Raw genomic sequence first — 16,379 nt, 5'->3', positions numbered from 1 at the left:
GTCACGCCCCCGTCGTCTTCATGGATATCCGGCCGTAAACGCCGTAGAGCGCGATCGTCACGGCGAGCAGCACCATACCGAGCGCACCGGCCATGCCCCAATTGGCGGAGCCCGTGGCGTAGAAGGCGATCACCGAACTGATCATCTGGTCCTTCGGTCCGCCGATGAGCGCCGGTGTGATGTAGTAACCGAGTGCTGCCATGAACACGAGCAGTCCGCCGGAGGCAATGCCGCGCAGGGCCAGAGGCAGCAGGATATGCAGAAAGCCCCGGATCGGCCTCGCGCCGAGAGAGGCTGCCGCCGGCATCAGGTTCCGCGGGATTGCGATAAGGACGCTGTAGATCGGCAGAACCATGAACGGCAGCAGCACATGCGTCATGGCGATGACGACACCCGTCCGATTGAAAAGAAGCGGCAACGGAGTGTTGAGGAGGCCGAGCGATACGAGGAGGGAGTTGATGAGTCCTTTGTCCTGAAGGAGCACGTACCAGGCGGCCGTGCGCACCAGCAGCGATGTCCATAGCGGCAGGAGGACCGCCGCAAGCAGGAGTTGTCGTCGCCAGCCGCTCGAGGCGGCGGCCAGCATCGCATATGGCAGGCCGATGAGACAGGTCGCGAGCGTCACGACGGCGGCCACGGCGAATGTTCTCAGCAGAATCGCCTGATTGGCGGACTCTCCGGCCGGCATCGCCACGATCGCCCCCGATGCGTCATGCTGAAGATCGACCGCGGCAAGCAGGTTGCGATCGGTATAAGGATAGGTCGCTTCGGCGATTGCCCGCCAGAAGGCAACGTCGTTCCATCGAGCGTCGATCTCTGCGAGGCTTACCGGCCCGGTACTGTCTCTCACGGCCGCGACGGTCTTTCGCATCAGTGTGCGGAAACCCGGCTGGGCGCTGTTCAGTCTTCGAACCACCTCTCCCAGTTTCTGGTCGTCGTCGAGCGATTTCAGGTCGTCGACAAGAGCCCTCCGCATTTCGTCGGTGGGTTCGGAGTTAAGGTTCCAGGCCGAAATCGCCGCTGTCGTCCGCGGCAGGTTTTTACTGACGACTGGATCGGACACCGCCTGCTCCAGCACGGTCAGAAGCGGCCAGATGAAGAAGACACCCAGGAACAGGGTCAGGGGGAGGATGAGGGCAAAGGTGCCGGTGCGTCGACGGAAAGCACTCATGCTGCGATCACCCAGCAGTCATCAGGTGTGAAGTGCGCCACCACCTCGGCTCCGATCGGCCACTCCGCCGATCGCATGTCCGTCCGGACCACGAAGCGGAAGGCATCCTCATCGAGCTGCACCCGCAGGTGGTCGCCCTGATAGACGCTGTCGAGTATTTTTGCCGGCAGGGCGTTCGCCGCTGCGCCGATGCCGCCGGCCGCCAGAGAAATGCGCTCGGGGCGAACGGAAATGTGGACACGGCTTCCGACAGAGAGAGAACTGTTGCCCGGTACCATCACATGCCGTCCGTCGGCGATCTCGACGGAGGTGCCGGCTGTGCCCGTCACCTTGACCGTTCCTTCTATCAGATTGGTTTCGCCGATGAATTCGGCGACGACACGTGTCTGCGGGCGGTCGTAAATATCACGCGGCGAACCGATCTGCTCGATGTTGCCGTGGTTGAAGACCGCAATCCGGTCCGACATGGTCAGTGCCTCGGATTGATCGTGGGTCACGAACACCACGGTCAGTTCCAGGCGCTTGTGGAGGGCTCGGATATCGAGCTGCATCTGTTCGCGCAGCTGTTTGTCGAGTGCCCCAAGCGGCTCGTCCATCAGCACGACGGCCGGCTCGAACACCAGGGAGCGGGCAAGCGCCACGCGCTGCTGCTGGCCGCCGGAAAGCTGGGCGGGCCTCCTGCTGCTCATCGCCGACAGTTGCACCATATCGAGGGCGCGTTTCACGCGCTCGTCGATCTCGCTTCGTCCGACCCCGCGCATCCTCAGAGGAAAGGCGATGTTGTCGGCGATCGACATATGCGGAAAGAGCGCATAATTCTGGAAGACGACGCCCATCTCGCGCCGATGCGGAGGCAGGTGGTCGATGCGGCGGCCGTCGAGAAAAATACCGCCGGCGGTCGGGTTTTCGAAACCCGCCAGCATCATCAGCAAAGTTGTCTTGCCTGAACCGGACGGGCCCAGAAGGCTGACGAACTCGCCCCTCTCGATGTCGAGCGTCAGGTCTTTGACGACCTGGTGCACGCCAAAGGATTTTGAGATTCTTTCAAAGCGTATGCGCGGCGCAGCCATGATGGCCCTCCGTTCGGATTGTCGGCTCCTGGGAGCGAAGTGACGAAAATGTGCGGAAGCCCCCACGGGTCGATCGGCAGAAGCGATCCCGCGGGGGCGATATTCCGTCCGCTATTGTGCCAGCCAGGCGTCGAACCTTTTGGTCAATGCTTCCGAATTGTCGATCCAGAAATCCGTATCAAGGCTGACTGCTTCCTGCATGTTGGCTTGGGTGGTGGGCAAGTCGGCCAACTGGTCCGGCGGCACGCTTTTGCCGGCTTCCTTGTTCGGGAGGCCGTAGGCGATAAATTGCGGCAGCTTTGCCTGGTTTTCCGCTTTGCTGGCGAAGGCGATGAAGTCAAAGGCCGCCTCCTTGTTTTCGGCGCCCTTCAGAACGACCCAGCTATCCACGGCATAGATGCTGCCCGGCCAGACAACTTTGAACTGCCGACCCTCGGAACGGTTGATGCCGGTGATGCGGCCATTATAGGCACTGGTCATGGCCACTTCGCCGGAAGCAAGCAGTTGCAGCGGCTGCGCACCCGAGGTCCACCAGACAAGGTGCGCTTTCAACGCGTCAAGCTTGGCGAAGGCGCGGTCGATGCCCTCAGGCGTCGCGAGGACGTCGTAAACTTTGTCCGCCGGCACGCCGTCGGCCATCAGCGCGAATTCGAGCGTGTATTTCGGTCCCTTGCGCAGGGCGCGCTTGCCGGGAAATTTCTTCACGTCCCAGAAATCGGCCCAGGACTTCGGGCCATCGGCAATCTTGGCACCGTCATAGGCGATGGCGGTCGACCAGACGATGGCGCCGACGCCGCAATCACTCACCGCGGAAGGCAGAAACGCATCCTTGCCGCCAAGCTTGTTCCAGTCCACTTTCTCAAAAAGCCCGTCGGCGCAGCCGAGCGAGAGCTCGTCGGCTTCAACCTCTACGGCATCCCAGGAAGGATTGCCCGCCTTGACCTTTGCCTGAAGGACACCAATGCCGCCGTCCCAGCCTTCGTCGAGCAGAGGCTTGCCGGCAATATTGGAGAACGGCTTGAAATAGATCTCTCGCTGCGCATCCTGAAAGTTCCCGCCCCAGGACGCGATGGTAAGATCCCGGGCCGCGCTCGGCCCCGTAGCAAGCGCCAGCGACAGCAGGCTGAGAGCTGCAATCGTCGAAGTGTTGTTGAATTTCATTCGCTTCCCCTGTTTGTTGAGCGTCCGTCTGACGCCGGTTGACAGCCACGATCCTTGGGGATCGTCGGCAATCGCGGCCGCTCGCAAGGGATGGGCAAAGCCGGCGTCTGCGGACTTTGCCGTGGTGTCATCTCCGAGGCGGAGCGGCGTGTTGCGGGCAATGCTGGCGAATGTCCTGCGGGGCGGAAAGGCGCTTTTTGTTGACCGCGGTGGACACATAGATGCACCGCTCCCGACCAGTCTCCTCCGACAAGTGGTCGCACCGCCGGCAAATTGGATGTTTTCGCTTGCGAAAGGCGGAAAAACGCGATTGCCAATCAGTAAGCAGGTGGTGCATCCTATGCACCACCGTGCACCACTCTTCGTTACGCCAAAATTGCAAATTCCATGGCATATGAAGATGTAGACGGCATTCCGATCTTGGTTCGGCAGAACCAATTTCCGTTCTGGGAGACAGGATTGCGCAGGGGGAAATCATCGGCGGATGAACAGGAAGGTGTTCCAAAACGCGGACGTTTGCCGCCGCTTTCCATGGTGCGCGCCTTCGAGGCGGTCAGCCTCCTGGGATCGATGCGGAGAGCTGCGGACGATCTCAATCTCAGTCACACCGTCATATCCCGTCACGTCCGCAATCTCGAAGCCTGGTTTGGCACGCGGCTTGTCGATGCCGGCCCGCGCGGCATCAGGCTGACGGCGGAAGGCAGAGTTTTTGCCGAGACAGTCGGGGCGGCTTTCGATCTCATTGCCAAATCGACGGCAGAGCTGCGCCCAGCAGTCAACCGCACGGTCTTGCGCATTTGGTGCGTGCCCGGTTTCGCCACACGGTGGCTGACGCCACGCTTCAATCAGCTCCAGCTTGCCTTGCCGGGCATCGATTTCGTGATGCGCGCGACCGATCTTGAGCCAGATTTCACCCGTTATGAGGCCGATATCGACATCCGCTATTCCGAGGAGCCAAGGGGGAATGTCCGCTGGATCCTGCTGGAAAGGCCTCGCATGTTCCCGGTCACCAGCCCCGAATGGATCAGCCGAAACGCTCCGATACGGACCCTCGACGATCTGGTGCGACAGCCGCTGATCCACGAGGAAAGCCGCGATCAGTGGCGGCAATGGTTTCGCAAGGCTGGCTTCGAGCATGAAGTGACATTGAACGGTCCGCGGCTGTGGTCAGCCAACCTGACGGTCGACGCCGCGGTGGCAGGTCAAGGAATAGCGCTGGCCACCCGCCTGATCGCTGCGGATGACCTGCGCGCCGGGCGGCTCGTCGAATTGCTCGAAACCGATGTTCGGCTTGGCGGATATTATGTCGTCGGACCCCGTGAGCGATGGAACGAGGTGACATCGGCGCGTTTCCGAGCGTGGCTGCAGCAGTCGATCGCTGAAACGACGGGAGGTCACGCCTCTAATGAAAGCGGCGATCCACGCCAATAGTCGATAGGCATGCCAACCGCAGCGTCTCGCTGATGAACGCGGTCTTTCCGCCGGTGTATAAATCCCAATCGCCGTCTGCCTCGGCGGCCAGGCGGCGTTTCAGATCGGCGTAGGCTTTGGCCCTTTCGGGGTGATCCCGCAGATAGTTGCGAAACAGGATGCGCTCGCGATGGGCGCAATTGTCGGGGCCGCAGAGATAGAGCTTGAACCCGTAGCCTTCACGATCTCGGGTGAACGCCCAGCGTTTCTCGCCTCTGTCGCCATGGAAAACGAAATCTGACGCGCGCGCGATCTCGATCGCTTTCGGCAGAACGTCGTCGGAGATGGTGACGACGTCGAGGTCGATCTTCGGCTTGGCGGCGAGCCCGGGCACCGAGGTACTGCCGATATGGTCGATGGACAGCACGAGATTGCCGAGCAGGATGGAGATTTCGGCGCCGATGTCAGCAAAGAGCCGCGGCCAGGAAGGATCGTAGCCGACCACTTTGATGGCGCGCATGCCCTTCCTCTCAATTGCGGTCATACCTCGGCGAGCAGCCCATCGAGGATCGTGACCATCTTCTGCTTGGCCTCTTCGAGCGAGCCGCTATTGTCGAGCTCCGCCACGTCATAGTCGCCGCGCACCGTCAGCGGCCCGCGGGCGAGTCTCGCCATGATATCCTCATGCGTCTCGCGCCCGCGCGCCTCCAGCCGGCTGGCGAGCACTTCCGGGCGAGCGGTGACGTTGATCACCTTGAGCCGCGGGAAAGCGGACTGGAAACGGTGAAGCGCCGAGCGTGAACCATTGGCGACGACGACATGGCCGCGCGACAATGCCACCGAGACCTCGGCTGGAATACCGTATTTCAAGCCATGGGCCTCCCACCAAACGGCGAAGGAGCCCGACTGCTCCATGGCGGCAAACCCCTGGAGGGAGACGGAAAGATGGTCTTCGCCGCCTGCGTCGCGGTGCCGGGTGATGACGCGGCGGGTGAAATGAATGTCGGCGCGGCCGGCGAAATGCCGGGCGGCAAGGTTCATCAGCGTGTCCTTGCCGGCGCCGCTCGGCCCGACGACGACGACCATGATGCCGCGTTCGGCTCCGGCTCCTGGATGGGGTTCGTACGGGCTCATGCGACACGGCGTCCCTGGCGCCAGACGGAGCGTGTCACCGGCACGCCATGCGAACGGTGGACGCGGACGAGATCGGCGCGCAGCCCGGTGGCGATCCGGCCGCGGTCGTTGAGACTGACGGTGCGCGCCGGCGTCGACGTCACCATGGCGATTGCCTTCGGCAGGGTAATGCTCTCGACTTCATCGGCGAGGATGAAGGGCGCATGCAGCAGGCTGAGCGGCACGTAATCGGAGGACAGCACGTCGAGCACGCCCATCTCGGCGAGGTCGCGGGCGGCGATATTGCCGGAATGGGATTTGCCGCGCACGATGTTCGGCGCACCCATCAGCACACTCATGCCGTGTTCGTGCGAGGCGCGGGCGGCGTCGAAGCTGGTCGGGAATTCAGCAAGCCGCACGCCGTTGTCGATCGCCTCGCCGACATGCGACAGCGTCGCATCGTCATGGCTGGCGACCGTGATGCCGCGTTCGGCACAGACCTTGGCGATGGCATTGCGGTGCGGCGTCGAATTTCGCGCCGATTCGGCCTGGCGCTTGGCGACGAAACGGGCGAAGACCTCGTCGCTCAGGCCCCGCTTCTTCTGGTAGTAGAAGATATACTGGTCCATCGTCTGGAACTGCCGCTGGCCGGGCGCATGGTCCATCAGCGAAACGAGCCGCACATGAGGATCGTTTTCGAAATCGCCGAAATGTTCGAGCACATTGTCGGCCGAGACCTCGCAGCGCAGGTGGAGGAGATGCTCGGCGCGCAGCCGGCCTTCCTTCTCCGCCGACTGGATGGCGTCGGCCATTTCCCGCATCTCGCCATGTTCGAAGCCGCCGTCCTCATCCGCACCCATGCGCAGGCAGTCAAACACCGTGGTGATGCCCGATGTGACGATCTGGGCGTCATGCGCCTGGACCGCGGCTGTCTTGTTCCAACGGATGCCGGGACGCGGCTGATAATGGCCTTCGAGATGGTCGGTATGCAGCTCGACGAGGCCGGGAATGACATAGTCGCCTTCGAAATCTTCGCCGGCTACCGAGCTTCCTTCGGAAATGTCGGCGATCTTGCCGTCGCGAATGAGGATCGAGCCTGCGAGGATGTTATCCTCGAGAACGATGCGGGCGTTGGAAAACACGGTCTCTTTGCTCATCTCGTCGGGTCTTTCAGCTTTTGGCGCCGGAAAGCGGCAGCCAGGAATGAACTTTGAACGGGGCGCCGCGCGTCTCCTCGGTGAAGACGGCGAGGCCGGAAATCGTAAGCGGCCGGCCGGTGAAATCGGCAAAACGCTCGGTCAGAATGGTTTTCATCACCGAGGCGCGTGGCTCGGGCACCTGGCCGGTGAGCGTCATGTGGAAGCCGAAATCCTCCATCACATAAGGATAACCCCAGCGCTGCAGATTGGCGCGCTGGCTGTCGCTGAGCTTCTCCGGGTTGCGCCGCGCCATATCGGCCTCGGTAAGCGCTGCGCGGAACGGTTCGAAGGATCTTACCACCTTCGCGGCGAAATCCTGAAGCGGTTGATGAACAGAACCGGGAACGAGGGCAAAAAAACGGCCGAGCTGGCCGAGCACCAGCTTGGGAATCTCGAAGGCTTCAGTGCGCGCGGCAAACTCCTCGACGACGGCCATAAGATCCCTCTCGGTGACCGAAGCGGCGAGCGAAAACGGCGCCTTGATCGTCGCGTGAAAGCCGTAGCGGCGCGGATCGGCAGTCAGCTCGAACTGCTCTGCCGCACCGAGCCGCTCATGCTCCGGTGCAGGATAGGTCTCGTCACTGAAAGCATCGCGGCCGAGCCAGAGCGAGGCCGCGCCGGTCAGGGGATCATCCTTCGGCGGCGAAAAATAGAGAGCGTAGCGCAAGGCTTTTATCCTGGGGATCGTCGAACGGGGAGCGCAATGTGCAGTGATTTGGCGGCGAACCGCAAGCAGGCTCCCGGCTAAAAGATTTCCGTGACAGAATGATGATGGCGGCAGCGCCGCCACGGCCTTTCCAGCCGATGGATCAGTGGGTTTTCGTGCCCATCAGCCGGTGGCGCAGCGCGTTCGAGGCGGCGTCGAAAAGGAAGACGACGATCAGGATCAGGATGACCATGTAGGCGACGTTTTCCCAGTTGGCGTTGGTGCGCATCGCCTCCCAGAGTTTGAGACCAATGCCGCCGGCGCCGACGGCGCCGATAATCGTCGCGCCACGCACGTTCGATTCCCATTGGTAGAGCGTCTGGCTGACGATGACGGGAACGATCTGCGGCATAATGCCGTAACGATGGACCAGCACGGTTTGAGCGCCGGTCGATTTGATGCCTTCCCGCTGCTTGTTGTCGATATTCTCCAGCCCTTCGGAATAGAGCTTGCCGAGTGTGCCGGTCTCGGTGAGGAAGATCGCGCCGCTGCCGGCAAGCGGGCCGGGCCCGAAGGCGCGTGTCAGGAACAGCGCCCAGATCAGCATGTCGACCGAACGAAGGAAGTCGAAGAAACGCTTGAGGATCTGATTGAGGAGCCGGTTCGGCGTGATGTTGCGTGCCGCCAGGAAGGCGAGCGGGAAAGCGGCGAGCGACCCCAGCAGCGTTCCGAGGAATGCCATGACGATCGTCTGGAAAAGTTTGGTCCAGACGTCGCCATGCTGCCATTCGCTGTTGTTCCAGATGTCGTCGAAGGCGAGCGACAGGTTGGACTGGTCGGGCTTGATGCGCGGCCCGGAGACGATGAGGCCGACGACCTCGCCGAGCGGCTTGTCGAAGAAGGACGACTGCGTGTCGAAGATGAAATTTGCCCAGCCGATGAAACGTTTGCGGATCTTCACTCGGTCGACTGAGATGCTGACATTGCCGGCAAATCCGAGATCGGCAAGCACATTGTCGTTATAGACGGTCATCCAGCCGGGCACTGGTCCGACCACCTCAGGCGCACCGCTCGAAACATCGACCGGAACGGTGATGCCGTGGGCGGTGACGACCGTCTGGCTCTTCGAAACGGTGACCGTACGGCTGGTGCCGCTGATCGACACGGTGATGCTGCCGTCGGGATTGTTGACCAGCCAGTCCGGATGCGGATTGTCGCCGAGCGGCGAGAAGCGCGGATAGCGGATGTCGATCGAGCCGTCGTCCTCGATGCGGAATTCCGGCTGAACGTCGTAGCTCACCCATTGGCTGAGATAAATGCCGACGCGTTCCCAATGGGCTTCGGCGAAAAGCTTGGGCAGGTCGAAGAACCAGACGGCATAGAGACTGTAGAGCAGCGTCGCGATTAGGATCATCAGCCCGCCGAAACGCTGGCGGAACGAGCGGTGGAAATATTCCGGATAGCGCGCTTCGATTTCGTGCATGCGGTTGGCGTCGATCACCGTCATGGCGGCCTCAATGTTGCAGGAGGAAGGCGTGCTCGCCGACGAGGCGGCGGCGCAGCCATGCGGAGAATTGGTCGACGGCGACGATCGTCACGAACAGCATCAAAACGAGCGCCATCGTCTTGGCGCCGAAACCACGCGAGATCGAAAGCTTCAGCTCCTCGCCGATGCCGCCGCCGCCGACGGCGCCGATAATGGTCGAGGCACGCACGTTGATCTCGAGGCGTAAGAGCGCATAGGAGGTGAAATTCGGCAGCACCTGCGGCACGGCGGCGAAGCGCACCCGCTCCCACCAGTTGGCGCCGACGGCTTTCATGCCCTCATGCGGCTTCATGTCGATATTTTCGGCCACCTCGTAGAAGAGTTTGCCGAGCGCGCCGATCGTGTGCAGGGTTATGGCGATGATGGCGGCGACCGGCCCGATCGACAGGATCGCCGAAAACAGGCCGGCGATGACGATCTCGGGGAAGGCGCGCAGGAATTCCATCAGGCGCTTGGTGAAGATGCGCAGCGGCCATGAACTCGTCAGGTTGCGCGCGGCAAAGAAGCTCAAGGGAACGGCAAAGATGAAGGCGACGATCGTCGAAATCAGCGCCACGTTGATCGTCACGATCATCAGTTCGAAATATTCAGGGATATAGAAGGCGCCCCAGACGTAGACGCGGCCCTTGTCGAAATTGAATTCTTCGCCGCCCTTGTCGTTTGCGCTCGCAATGTCGAACAGCGCGCGCCAGACGTCGTTCCAATCCTTAGGGATGAGCCAGCTCAGGAAATCGAAAAGATGCGGCAGGCGGTCGAAGAAATGGCCGGCATTGCTCTCGTCGGCGAAGCGAACGGAGCTTGCGAAAGCCGCAATCAGAATAACCAGGCCGAGGATGGTGTAGAAGCGGCGCCTGGCGACCATCCGCTCCCAGGCGGTGCGGATCTCCCTGGTGCTCTGCATATGCGGCTGTGTATCGGCAACAGTCATGGACGCCTCGCCCGATCAAACATAAAAGGCGGCCGTTTCCGGCCGCCCCGCATTCCAAAAGCCGATCAGCCGCCGATGGCAGCCTTACGGACTTCGACGACGGCATTGTAGAAGTCGTGCTTGACCGGGACGTAACCCTTGTAGTCGCCGCCTTCGACAGCTGCGAAGCACTTGTGATCCTTCTCAGGCAGAGCCGTGAAGAAGGCTGCGAGCTTCGTCTGCCAGTCCTGGCCGAGCGCGTTGCGAACGACGAGCGGGCCGTTCGGGATCAGCGGCGAGCGCCAGACTTCGACCAGCTTGTTCGGATCGACGGCGCCCTTGTCGACTTCCTTGCGGAAGGTGCCGGAGGTGTAGCCGTCCTTGAATTCGCCGATGCCCGAGGAATCGTCGACGGCGACGTCGACCTTGCCGTCGTAAGCGGCGAGAAGGTTGTTCTCATGGCCGCCGTTGAACTGGGTCGAGGCGAAGAACTTGTCGTTCGGCATGCCCGTGTCCTTCGGGATCTGGGTCAGCGGCACGAGATAGCCCGAGGTGGAGTCCGGATCGGCGTAGCCGAGCTTCTTGCCCTTGGCGTCCTGGATGGTCTTGATGCCGGAGGACTTGAGCGCCAGTCCGATCGAGTAGTAGCCGGTCGAGCCGTCCTTCTGCTGCGTCGTCAGGATCGGCGTAACGGCCTTCGGATCCTTGATCGAGACGGCTGCGTAGCCGGAAGCGCCGAGTTCGGCGAAGTCGAGCGTGCCGCCGAGCAGGCCTTGGATAACGCCGTCATAATCGGCGGCGGGGAACAGCGACACCTTCTCGAAGCCGAATTCCTGCTTCAGGTGGTCGGCAAGGCAGGCATAGTTGCGCAAGCGGTCGGTTTCGTTTTCGCCGCCGAGAATGCCGATGCGGAATTCCTTGAGATCGGCTGCATGGGCAGCGCCGGCGAGCGCGAAGAGCGCCGTTGCCGCAAAGAGTGCTTTCTTCAACATGTCGTCTCTCCTATTGACCGGTGCCCCCGGTCTTCCGTTACGAAGAAGTGTGCCCTTGACGCGGGCGTTCGATCGCGGCCGCCTCGCTCAGAGGCCGGCCAGCGCCAGCGGTTGGGTGCCGGCGGATTGATTGTCTGCCCGCTCGGGAGCCGGATTGATGGATGTCGAGGTCATCGTTTCGTCGATGCCGGCACCATCCCTGTCCGTCCCGTAGATCGCCTTCACCGCCTCGGCGGTCAGTTCCGAGCCCTTGCCGTCGAAGACGACACAGCCGCCGGCCATGCCGACGATGCGCTCACAATAGTTGCGGGCGGTATCGAGCGTATGAAGGTTGGTGATGACGGTGATGCCCTCGCGCTCGTTGATATCGCGCAGCGCATCCATGACGATCTTGGCATTCAGCGGATCGAGCGAGGCAATCGGCTCGTCGGCAAGAACCATCTTCGGGTTCTGCATCAGCGCCCGCGCGATCGCCACGCGCTGCTGCTGGCCGCCGGACAGCGTGCCGGCTGGCTGCAACGCCGTCTGCTCGATGCCGAGGCGTTCGAGCGCTGCGATCGCATGCACACGTTCCTCGCGGGTGAAGATGTTGAGGAGGCTGAGAAGCGTCGAGCGGTGGTTAAGGCGGCCGAGCATGACATTGGTGAGGACATCCAGGCGTGGCACCAGGTTGAACTGCTGGAAGATCATTGCGCAGTCGCGCTGCCAGTTGCGCAGCGCCCCGCCGCGAAGCCCGGAAACCTCGACGCCGGCGAAATGAATGGAGCCGGAGCTCGGCTCCTGCAGCCGGTTGATCATCCGCAGCAGCGTCGACTTGCCGGCGCCGGAGCGGCCGATGATGCCGACCATCTGGCCCTGCGGGATGGCGAGCGTGACGGAATCGACGGCGAGCTTTTTTCCGAAACGGCGTGTGACATTCTTGAGCTCGAACATCATGCTCTTCCCTTGCGATCCAGTCCTTTGGTCAGGATCGCATTAGTCCCGCTTGATGAACCTCGCATGTCATATTTGTGTAGTTCGTGTCACAATTCTCCGTGCCTATATCGGAGGTTTATCCACCGTATCTCGCTAGAAAATCTTCCGCGCTCAGGTTGCGAAAATCCTGCAACGCCTGGCGCAGAAGGTCATGGTCCCAGTCCCACCAGCCAAGCCTGTCCATACGCTCGCCGACCGCTTTCGGAAAGCGCTCGCGGATCAATTTAGCCGGCACGCCGCCGACGATCGAGTAGGCCGCCACGTCCTTCGAGACGACGGCGCCGGCGCCGATCACCGCGCCGTTGCCGACGGTGACGCCCGGCAGGAGGGTCGCCCCATGGCCGATCCAGACGTCATTCCCGACCGTCACGCGGTTTGCGCGCCGCCAGGCGAAGAAGTCCTCCTCCATGTCGCCGTCCGGCCAGTAATCGGCGGCGCGGTAGGTGAAATGATGCAGCGTCGCCCGCCAGGTCGGATGATTGGTGGCATTGATGCGCGCGGCGGCGGCGATATTGACGAACTTGCCGATCGTCGCGCACCAGACGGAGCCGTCCTGCATGATGTAGGAATAGTCGCCGAAGGTCGCCTCGCTGATGCGGCAGCGTTCGGAAACCTCCGTATAGCGTCCGAAGCTGGACTCGCTGACGGAGGCTGTCTCATGGATAGAGGGCTCGATACCCAGCTTGCGGTTCATGCGGCGATCTTTCCGGGAGAGAAGAGCTGAACGTCGAGAATGCGGTCGGCGACCGCCTCGCGTACTTCCCCGTCGTGGAAGATGCCGAGAAGGGCGACGCCCGCCTGCTTCTTTTCCTCGATCATGCCGACGACGACGGCACGGTTCCGGGCGTCGAGCGAGGCGGTGGGTTCGTCGAGGAGCAGGATTCTGTGTTCGGTGATGAAGCCGCGGGCGATGTTGACACGCTGCTGTTCGCCGCCGGAGAAAGTGGCGGGCGGAAGCTGCCAGAGCGCTTCCGGCAGGTTGAGCCTGGCAAGCAGGGCGCCGGCCTTTTCCCGCGCCGTGCCGGCGTCCTCGCCGCGCGCCACCAGCGGTTCGGCGACCACGTCGATCGCCGCGACGCGAGGCACGGTACGCAGGAACTGGCTGACGTAACCGAGCGTATGGCGCCGCACGTGGAGCACGGTGCGCGGATCGGCGGCGGCGAGATCGACGATGCGTCCGTCGTGACGAATGAGGATCTGGCCGGTGTCGACAGCATAATTGCCGTAGATCATCTTCAGCAGCGAGCTCTTGCCGACGCCCGATGGGCCGCCGAGCACGACGCATTCGCCTGAGGCGACCGAGAAGGCGACATTGGAAACGACGGGCAGCCGGATGCCGTCGCGCAGATGCATGGTGAAGCTTTTCGAGACTTCGGAAACGACGAGGGGCGTTGGCATGATGTCTTCTTTCCTGGTTTTTGACCTGCAGTGGCGCTCAGACCTGCAGGATCGAGGAGACCAGCAGCTGCGTGTAGGGTTCGCGCGGATCGTCGAGCACCCGGTCGGTGAGCCCGTGTTCGATGACGTAGCCGTCCTTCATCACCATCATCCGGTGCGAGAGCAGGCGGGCGACGGCGAGATCGTGGGTGACGACGATCGCCGAGAGCCCGAGATCGTTAACGAGGCCGCGCACCAGATCGAGCAGGCGCGCTTGCACCGAGACGTCGAGGCCGCCGGTGGGTTCGTCCATGAAGACGAGGCGCGGGCCGGTGACGAGATTGCGGGCGATCTGCAGGCGCTGGCGCATGCCGCCGGAAAAGGCGCGCGGCTGGTCGTCGATGCGGTCGGCATCGATCTCGACACGTTCCAGCCAGTCGATCGCCGAGGCGCGGATCTTGCCGTAGTGCCGGTCGCCGATCGCCATCAGCCGTTCGCCGACGTTGGCGCCCGCCGACACCGCCATGCGCAGGCCGTCAGCCGGATTCTGGTGCACGAAGCCCCAGTCGGTGCGCATCAGGAAACGCCGCTCGGCTTCGTTCATGCGGTAGAGATCGCGGTAGCTGCCGTCGCGCATGTGATATTCGACGCTGCCGGTGGTCGGCAGCAGCCGGGTGGAGAGGCAATTCAGCAGCGTCGTCTTGCCGGAGCCGGACTCGCCGACGATGGCCAGCACTTCGCCCGGCCAGAGATCGAAGGAGACATCGCGGCAGCCGATGCGGCTGCCGTAGAATTTCGAAACGTCATGGACTTTGAGAAGCGGGATATCGCTCATTCTGCAGCCTCCCGGGCCAGCATCTCGCCGGCATGTCCGTGCGCGCGGCGGTCTTCGCAATGATCGGTGTCGGAGCAGACGAACATCCGCCCGCCCTTGTCGTCGAGAACCACTTCGTCGAGATAGACATCCTCGGCACCGCAGAGGGCGCAGGGTTTATCGAAACGCTGGATATCGAAGGGATAGTCCTCGAAATCCAGGCTGACGACGTCGGTATAGGGCGGAACCGCATAGATGCGCTTCTCGCGGCCGGCGCCGAAGAGCTGCAGCGCCTCCGACATGTGCATCTTCGGATTGTCGAATTTCGGCGTCGGCGACGGGTCCATGACATAGCGGCCGTGGACCTTCACCGGATAGGCGTAAGTCCGCGAGATGCGGCCGTTATGGGCGATATCCTCGTAGAGCTTCACATGCATGAGACCGTATTCTTCGAGCGCGTGCATCTTGCGCGTCTCGGTCTCACGCGGCTCGAGGAAGCGGAGCGGCTCGGGGATCGGCACCTGGTAGACGAGCACCTGCCCGACCCCGAGCTTTTCTTCGGGAATGCGGTGGCGCGTCTGGATGATCGTCGCATCCTTGGTATGCGTCGTCACCGCGACATTGGCGACCTTCTGGAAGAAGGCGCGGATGGAAACGGCATTGGTCGTGTCGTCGGCGCCCTGGTCGATGACCTTCAGCACGTCGTCGGGCCCGATGATCGAGGCCGTCACCTGCACGCCGCCGGTGCCCCAGCCATAGGGCATGGGCATTTCACGCGAGGCGAAAGGAACCTGATAGCCCGGAATGGCGATCGCCTTCAGGATGGCGCGGCGGATCATCCGCTTGGTCTGTTCGTCGAGATAGGCGAAGTTGTAGCTGGCCAGATCGCTCATTCGGCGGCTTCCTTCATGTCTTCGCCGCTGCTGCGGGCGGCTTCGAATTCGCGGCGCATGCGGCGGACGAGATCGAGTTCGGCCTGGAAGTCCACATAATGCGGGAGCTTCAGGTGCTCGACGAAGCCGGTCGCCTGGACGTTGTCGGAATGGGAGATGACGAATTCCTCGTCCTGCGCCGGCGCGGTGATATCCTCGCCGAGCTCTTCGGCGCGAAGCGCGCGATCGACCAGCGACATCGCCATCGCCTTGCGCTCGCTCTGGCCGAAGACCAGGCCGTAGCCGCGGGTAAACTGCGGCGGCGCCTTGGCGGAGCCCTTGAACTGGTTGACCATCTGGCATTCGGTGACCTGGATCACGCCGAGCGAGACGGCGAAGCCGAGTTCCGGCACGTCGAATTCCACCTCGACCTCGCCGATGCGAATTTCCCCGGTGAAGGGGTGATTGCGGCCATAGCCGCGCTGGGTGGAATAACCGAGCGCCAGCAGGAAGCCTTCGTCGCCGCGGGCCAGTGCCTGCAGGCGCAGGTCGCGGGTCATCGGGAATTCCATCGGCTCGCGGGTCAGGTCGCCGATCTCGTGATCTTCGGGCATGTTGCCGTCGGCCTCGATCAGGCCTTCCTCGCCGAGGATCTCGGAGACCCGCATGACGCGGCCGGTTTCGGCGGCGCGCTGGGCAGGCGCCTCGACCGTTTCGTCCTCAAGCAGCGAGGGATCGAGCAGGCGGTGGGTATAATCGAAAGTGGGCCCGAGAAGCTGGCCGCCCGGCAGATCCTTGTAGGTCGCCGAGATCCGCCGTTCGATCGTCATATCAGCCGTGTCGAGCGGCCTGGAATAGCCGAAGCGCGGCAGCGTCGTGCGATAGGCGCGCAGCAGGAAGATCGCCTCGATCATATCGCCGCGCGACTGGCGAACGGCGAGTGCGGCTAGCGTGCGGTCGAAAAGCGAGGCCTCGGCCATCACCCGGTCGACGGCGAGCGCCAGCTGCGCCACGATCTGGTCGATGCCGATCGCCGGCAGCGAACGGTCGCCGCGACGGCGGTCTGCCAGCAGGCGGTGGGCATTGGCGATGGCGGCCTCGCCACCTTTGACGGCAACATACATGA

General features: G+C 62.6%; 17 protein-coding genes. 1 reads left to right on the top strand and 16 read right to left on the bottom strand.

The window, feature by feature from the left end; translation table 11 throughout:
- Position 1: 1 nt before the first annotated feature.
- From OS035_RS08055 to OS035_RS08045, 3 genes are all read right to left on the bottom strand, one after another.
- Positions 2-1,171, bottom strand: a complete 1,170-nt coding sequence (locus OS035_RS08055; protein ID WP_097628377.1) for an ABC transporter permease — start codon at positions 1,169-1,171, stop codon at positions 2-4.
- A complete protein-coding gene (locus OS035_RS08050) occupies positions 1,168-2,241 on the bottom strand; it encodes an ABC transporter ATP-binding protein (RefSeq protein WP_131710697.1) in 1,074 nt (357 codons plus the stop codon). Before OS035_RS08050 ends, OS035_RS08055 begins: the two co-directional genes overlap by 4 nt.
- Positions 2,242-2,352: 111 nt before the next feature.
- A complete protein-coding gene (locus OS035_RS08045) occupies positions 2,353-3,402 on the bottom strand; it encodes an ABC transporter substrate-binding protein (RefSeq protein ID WP_097628479.1) in 1,050 nt (349 codons plus the stop codon).
- Between the two features lie 459 nt (positions 3,403-3,861).
- Here OS035_RS08045 and OS035_RS08040 point away from each other — a divergent pair, with 459 nt between their 5' ends.
- Positions 3,862-4,833 carry a LysR substrate-binding domain-containing protein gene (locus OS035_RS08040; RefSeq protein ID WP_331813603.1) on the top strand — a complete coding sequence of 324 codons (972 nt, stop codon included), beginning with the start codon at positions 3,862-3,864 and terminating at the stop codon, positions 4,831-4,833.
- On the opposite strand, the gene OS035_RS08035 is transcribed toward OS035_RS08040, so the two are convergent.
- The 13 genes from OS035_RS08035 to OS035_RS07975 all read right to left on the bottom strand — a co-directional run bounded on the left by OS035_RS08035 (position 4,805) and on the right by OS035_RS07975 (position 16,377).
- Entirely contained in the window at positions 4,805-5,332 is a 528-nt protein-coding gene (locus tag OS035_RS08035) for a GrpB family protein (protein WP_097628374.1), read from the bottom strand. The genes OS035_RS08040 and OS035_RS08035 overlap by 29 nt on opposite strands.
- 20 nt (positions 5,333-5,352) lie before the next feature.
- On the bottom strand, positions 5,353-5,946 hold the full coding sequence (gene phnN / locus OS035_RS08030; RefSeq protein ID WP_097628373.1) for a phosphonate metabolism protein/1,5-bisphosphokinase (PRPP-forming) PhnN: 594 nt from the start codon (positions 5,944-5,946) through the stop codon (positions 5,353-5,355).
- Positions 5,943-7,082, bottom strand: coding sequence for an alpha-D-ribose 1-methylphosphonate 5-triphosphate diphosphatase (locus tag OS035_RS08025; protein WP_097628372.1), 1,140 nt, complete (start codon positions 7,080-7,082; stop codon positions 5,943-5,945). Before OS035_RS08025 ends, phnN begins: the two co-directional genes overlap by 4 nt.
- A gap of 13 nt (positions 7,083-7,095) precedes the next feature.
- Complete coding sequence (locus OS035_RS08020; RefSeq protein WP_097628371.1) at positions 7,096-7,791, bottom strand: DUF1045 domain-containing protein; 696 nt, start codon at positions 7,789-7,791, stop codon at positions 7,096-7,098.
- A 142-nt stretch (positions 7,792-7,933) separates the two neighbouring features.
- Positions 7,934-9,277 carry a phosphonate ABC transporter, permease protein PhnE gene (gene phnE, locus OS035_RS08015; RefSeq protein ID WP_097628370.1) on the bottom strand — a complete coding sequence of 448 codons (1,344 nt, stop codon included), beginning with the start codon at positions 9,275-9,277 and terminating at the stop codon, positions 7,934-7,936.
- A 7-nt stretch (positions 9,278-9,284) separates the two neighbouring features.
- Positions 9,285-10,244: a phosphonate ABC transporter, permease protein PhnE gene (gene phnE, locus OS035_RS08010; protein ID WP_097628369.1), complete on the bottom strand. Its 960-nt coding sequence runs from the start codon at positions 10,242-10,244 to the stop codon at positions 9,285-9,287.
- A 65-nt stretch (positions 10,245-10,309) separates the two neighbouring features.
- Entirely contained in the window at positions 10,310-11,215 is a 906-nt protein-coding gene (gene phnD / locus OS035_RS08005) for a phosphonate ABC transporter substrate-binding protein (RefSeq protein ID WP_183781734.1), read from the bottom strand.
- Positions 11,216-11,302: 87 nt separating this feature from the next.
- Positions 11,303-12,148 (bottom strand): phosphonate ABC transporter ATP-binding protein, encoded by an 846-nt coding sequence (gene phnC, locus OS035_RS08000; protein ID WP_183781732.1) that lies wholly within the window; start codon positions 12,146-12,148, stop codon positions 11,303-11,305.
- Between the two features lie 118 nt (positions 12,149-12,266).
- Positions 12,267-12,884: a DapH/DapD/GlmU-related protein gene (locus OS035_RS07995; protein WP_183781730.1), complete on the bottom strand. Its 618-nt coding sequence runs from the start codon at positions 12,882-12,884 to the stop codon at positions 12,267-12,269.
- Complete coding sequence (gene phnL, locus OS035_RS07990; RefSeq protein ID WP_097628365.1) at positions 12,881-13,588, bottom strand: phosphonate C-P lyase system protein PhnL; 708 nt, start codon at positions 13,586-13,588, stop codon at positions 12,881-12,883. The genes OS035_RS07995 and phnL overlap by 4 nt, the downstream gene beginning before the upstream one ends.
- Before the next feature lie 37 nt (positions 13,589-13,625).
- Complete coding sequence (gene phnK / locus OS035_RS07985) at positions 13,626-14,402, bottom strand: phosphonate C-P lyase system protein PhnK (RefSeq protein WP_097628364.1); 777 nt, start codon at positions 14,400-14,402, stop codon at positions 13,626-13,628.
- Positions 14,399-15,274 (bottom strand): alpha-D-ribose 1-methylphosphonate 5-phosphate C-P-lyase PhnJ, encoded by an 876-nt coding sequence (locus OS035_RS07980; protein ID WP_097628363.1) that lies wholly within the window; start codon positions 15,272-15,274, stop codon positions 14,399-14,401. The genes phnK and OS035_RS07980 overlap by 4 nt, the downstream gene beginning before the upstream one ends.
- Positions 15,271-16,377: a carbon-phosphorus lyase complex subunit PhnI gene (locus OS035_RS07975; protein WP_183781728.1), complete on the bottom strand. Its 1,107-nt coding sequence runs from the start codon at positions 16,375-16,377 to the stop codon at positions 15,271-15,273. The genes OS035_RS07980 and OS035_RS07975 overlap by 4 nt, the downstream gene beginning before the upstream one ends.
- Positions 16,378-16,379: the final 2 nt, after the last annotated feature.

Origin of the sequence: Rhizobium sp. 268, from assembly GCF_036571585.1 — a bacterium.
GTDB lineage: Bacteria > Pseudomonadota > Alphaproteobacteria > Rhizobiales > Rhizobiaceae > Rhizobium > Rhizobium redzepovicii.
The sequence above is the reverse complement of the archived record's forward strand: the minus strand, read 5'-3'. Positions and strand labels throughout refer to the sequence as shown.

What these genes read in the sequence shown, in the direction of transcription:
- OS035_RS08055 (WP_097628377.1), bottom strand. Translation starts at nt 1,171, where the DNA reads ATGAGTGCTTTCCGTCGACGCACCGGCACCTTTGCCCTCATCCTCCCC.
- OS035_RS08050 (WP_131710697.1), bottom strand. Translation starts at nt 2,241, where the DNA reads ATGGCTGCGCCGCGCATACGCTTTGAAAGAATCTCAAAATCCTTTGGC.
- OS035_RS08045 (WP_097628479.1), bottom strand. Translation starts at nt 3,402, where the DNA reads ATGAAATTCAACAACACTTCGACGATTGCAGCTCTCAGCCTGCTGTCG.
- OS035_RS08035 (WP_097628374.1), bottom strand. Translation starts at nt 5,332, where the DNA reads ATGCGCGCCATCAAAGTGGTCGGCTACGATCCTTCCTGGCCGCGGCTC.
- phnN (WP_097628373.1), bottom strand. Translation starts at nt 5,946, where the DNA reads ATGAGCCCGTACGAACCCCATCCAGGAGCCGGAGCCGAACGCGGCATC.
- OS035_RS08025 (WP_097628372.1), bottom strand. Translation starts at nt 7,082, where the DNA reads ATGAGCAAAGAGACCGTGTTTTCCAACGCCCGCATCGTTCTCGAGGAT.
- phnE (WP_097628370.1), bottom strand. Translation starts at nt 9,277, where the DNA reads ATGACGGTGATCGACGCCAACCGCATGCACGAAATCGAAGCGCGCTAT.
- phnE (WP_097628369.1), bottom strand. Translation starts at nt 10,244, where the DNA reads ATGACTGTTGCCGATACACAGCCGCATATGCAGAGCACCAGGGAGATC.
- phnD (WP_183781734.1), bottom strand. Translation starts at nt 11,215, where the DNA reads ATGTTGAAGAAAGCACTCTTTGCGGCAACGGCGCTCTTCGCGCTCGCC.
- phnC (WP_183781732.1), bottom strand. Translation starts at nt 12,148, where the DNA reads ATGTTCGAGCTCAAGAATGTCACACGCCGTTTCGGAAAAAAGCTCGCC.
- OS035_RS07995 (WP_183781730.1), bottom strand. Translation starts at nt 12,884, where the DNA reads ATGAACCGCAAGCTGGGTATCGAGCCCTCTATCCATGAGACAGCCTCC.
- phnL (WP_097628365.1), bottom strand. Translation starts at nt 13,588, where the DNA reads ATGCCAACGCCCCTCGTCGTTTCCGAAGTCTCGAAAAGCTTCACCATG.
- phnK (WP_097628364.1), bottom strand. Translation starts at nt 14,402, where the DNA reads ATGAGCGATATCCCGCTTCTCAAAGTCCATGACGTTTCGAAATTCTAC.
- OS035_RS07980 (WP_097628363.1), bottom strand. Translation starts at nt 15,274, where the DNA reads ATGAGCGATCTGGCCAGCTACAACTTCGCCTATCTCGACGAACAGACC.
- OS035_RS07975 (WP_183781728.1), bottom strand. Translation starts at nt 16,377, where the DNA reads ATGTATGTTGCCGTCAAAGGTGGCGAGGCCGCCATCGCCAATGCCCAC.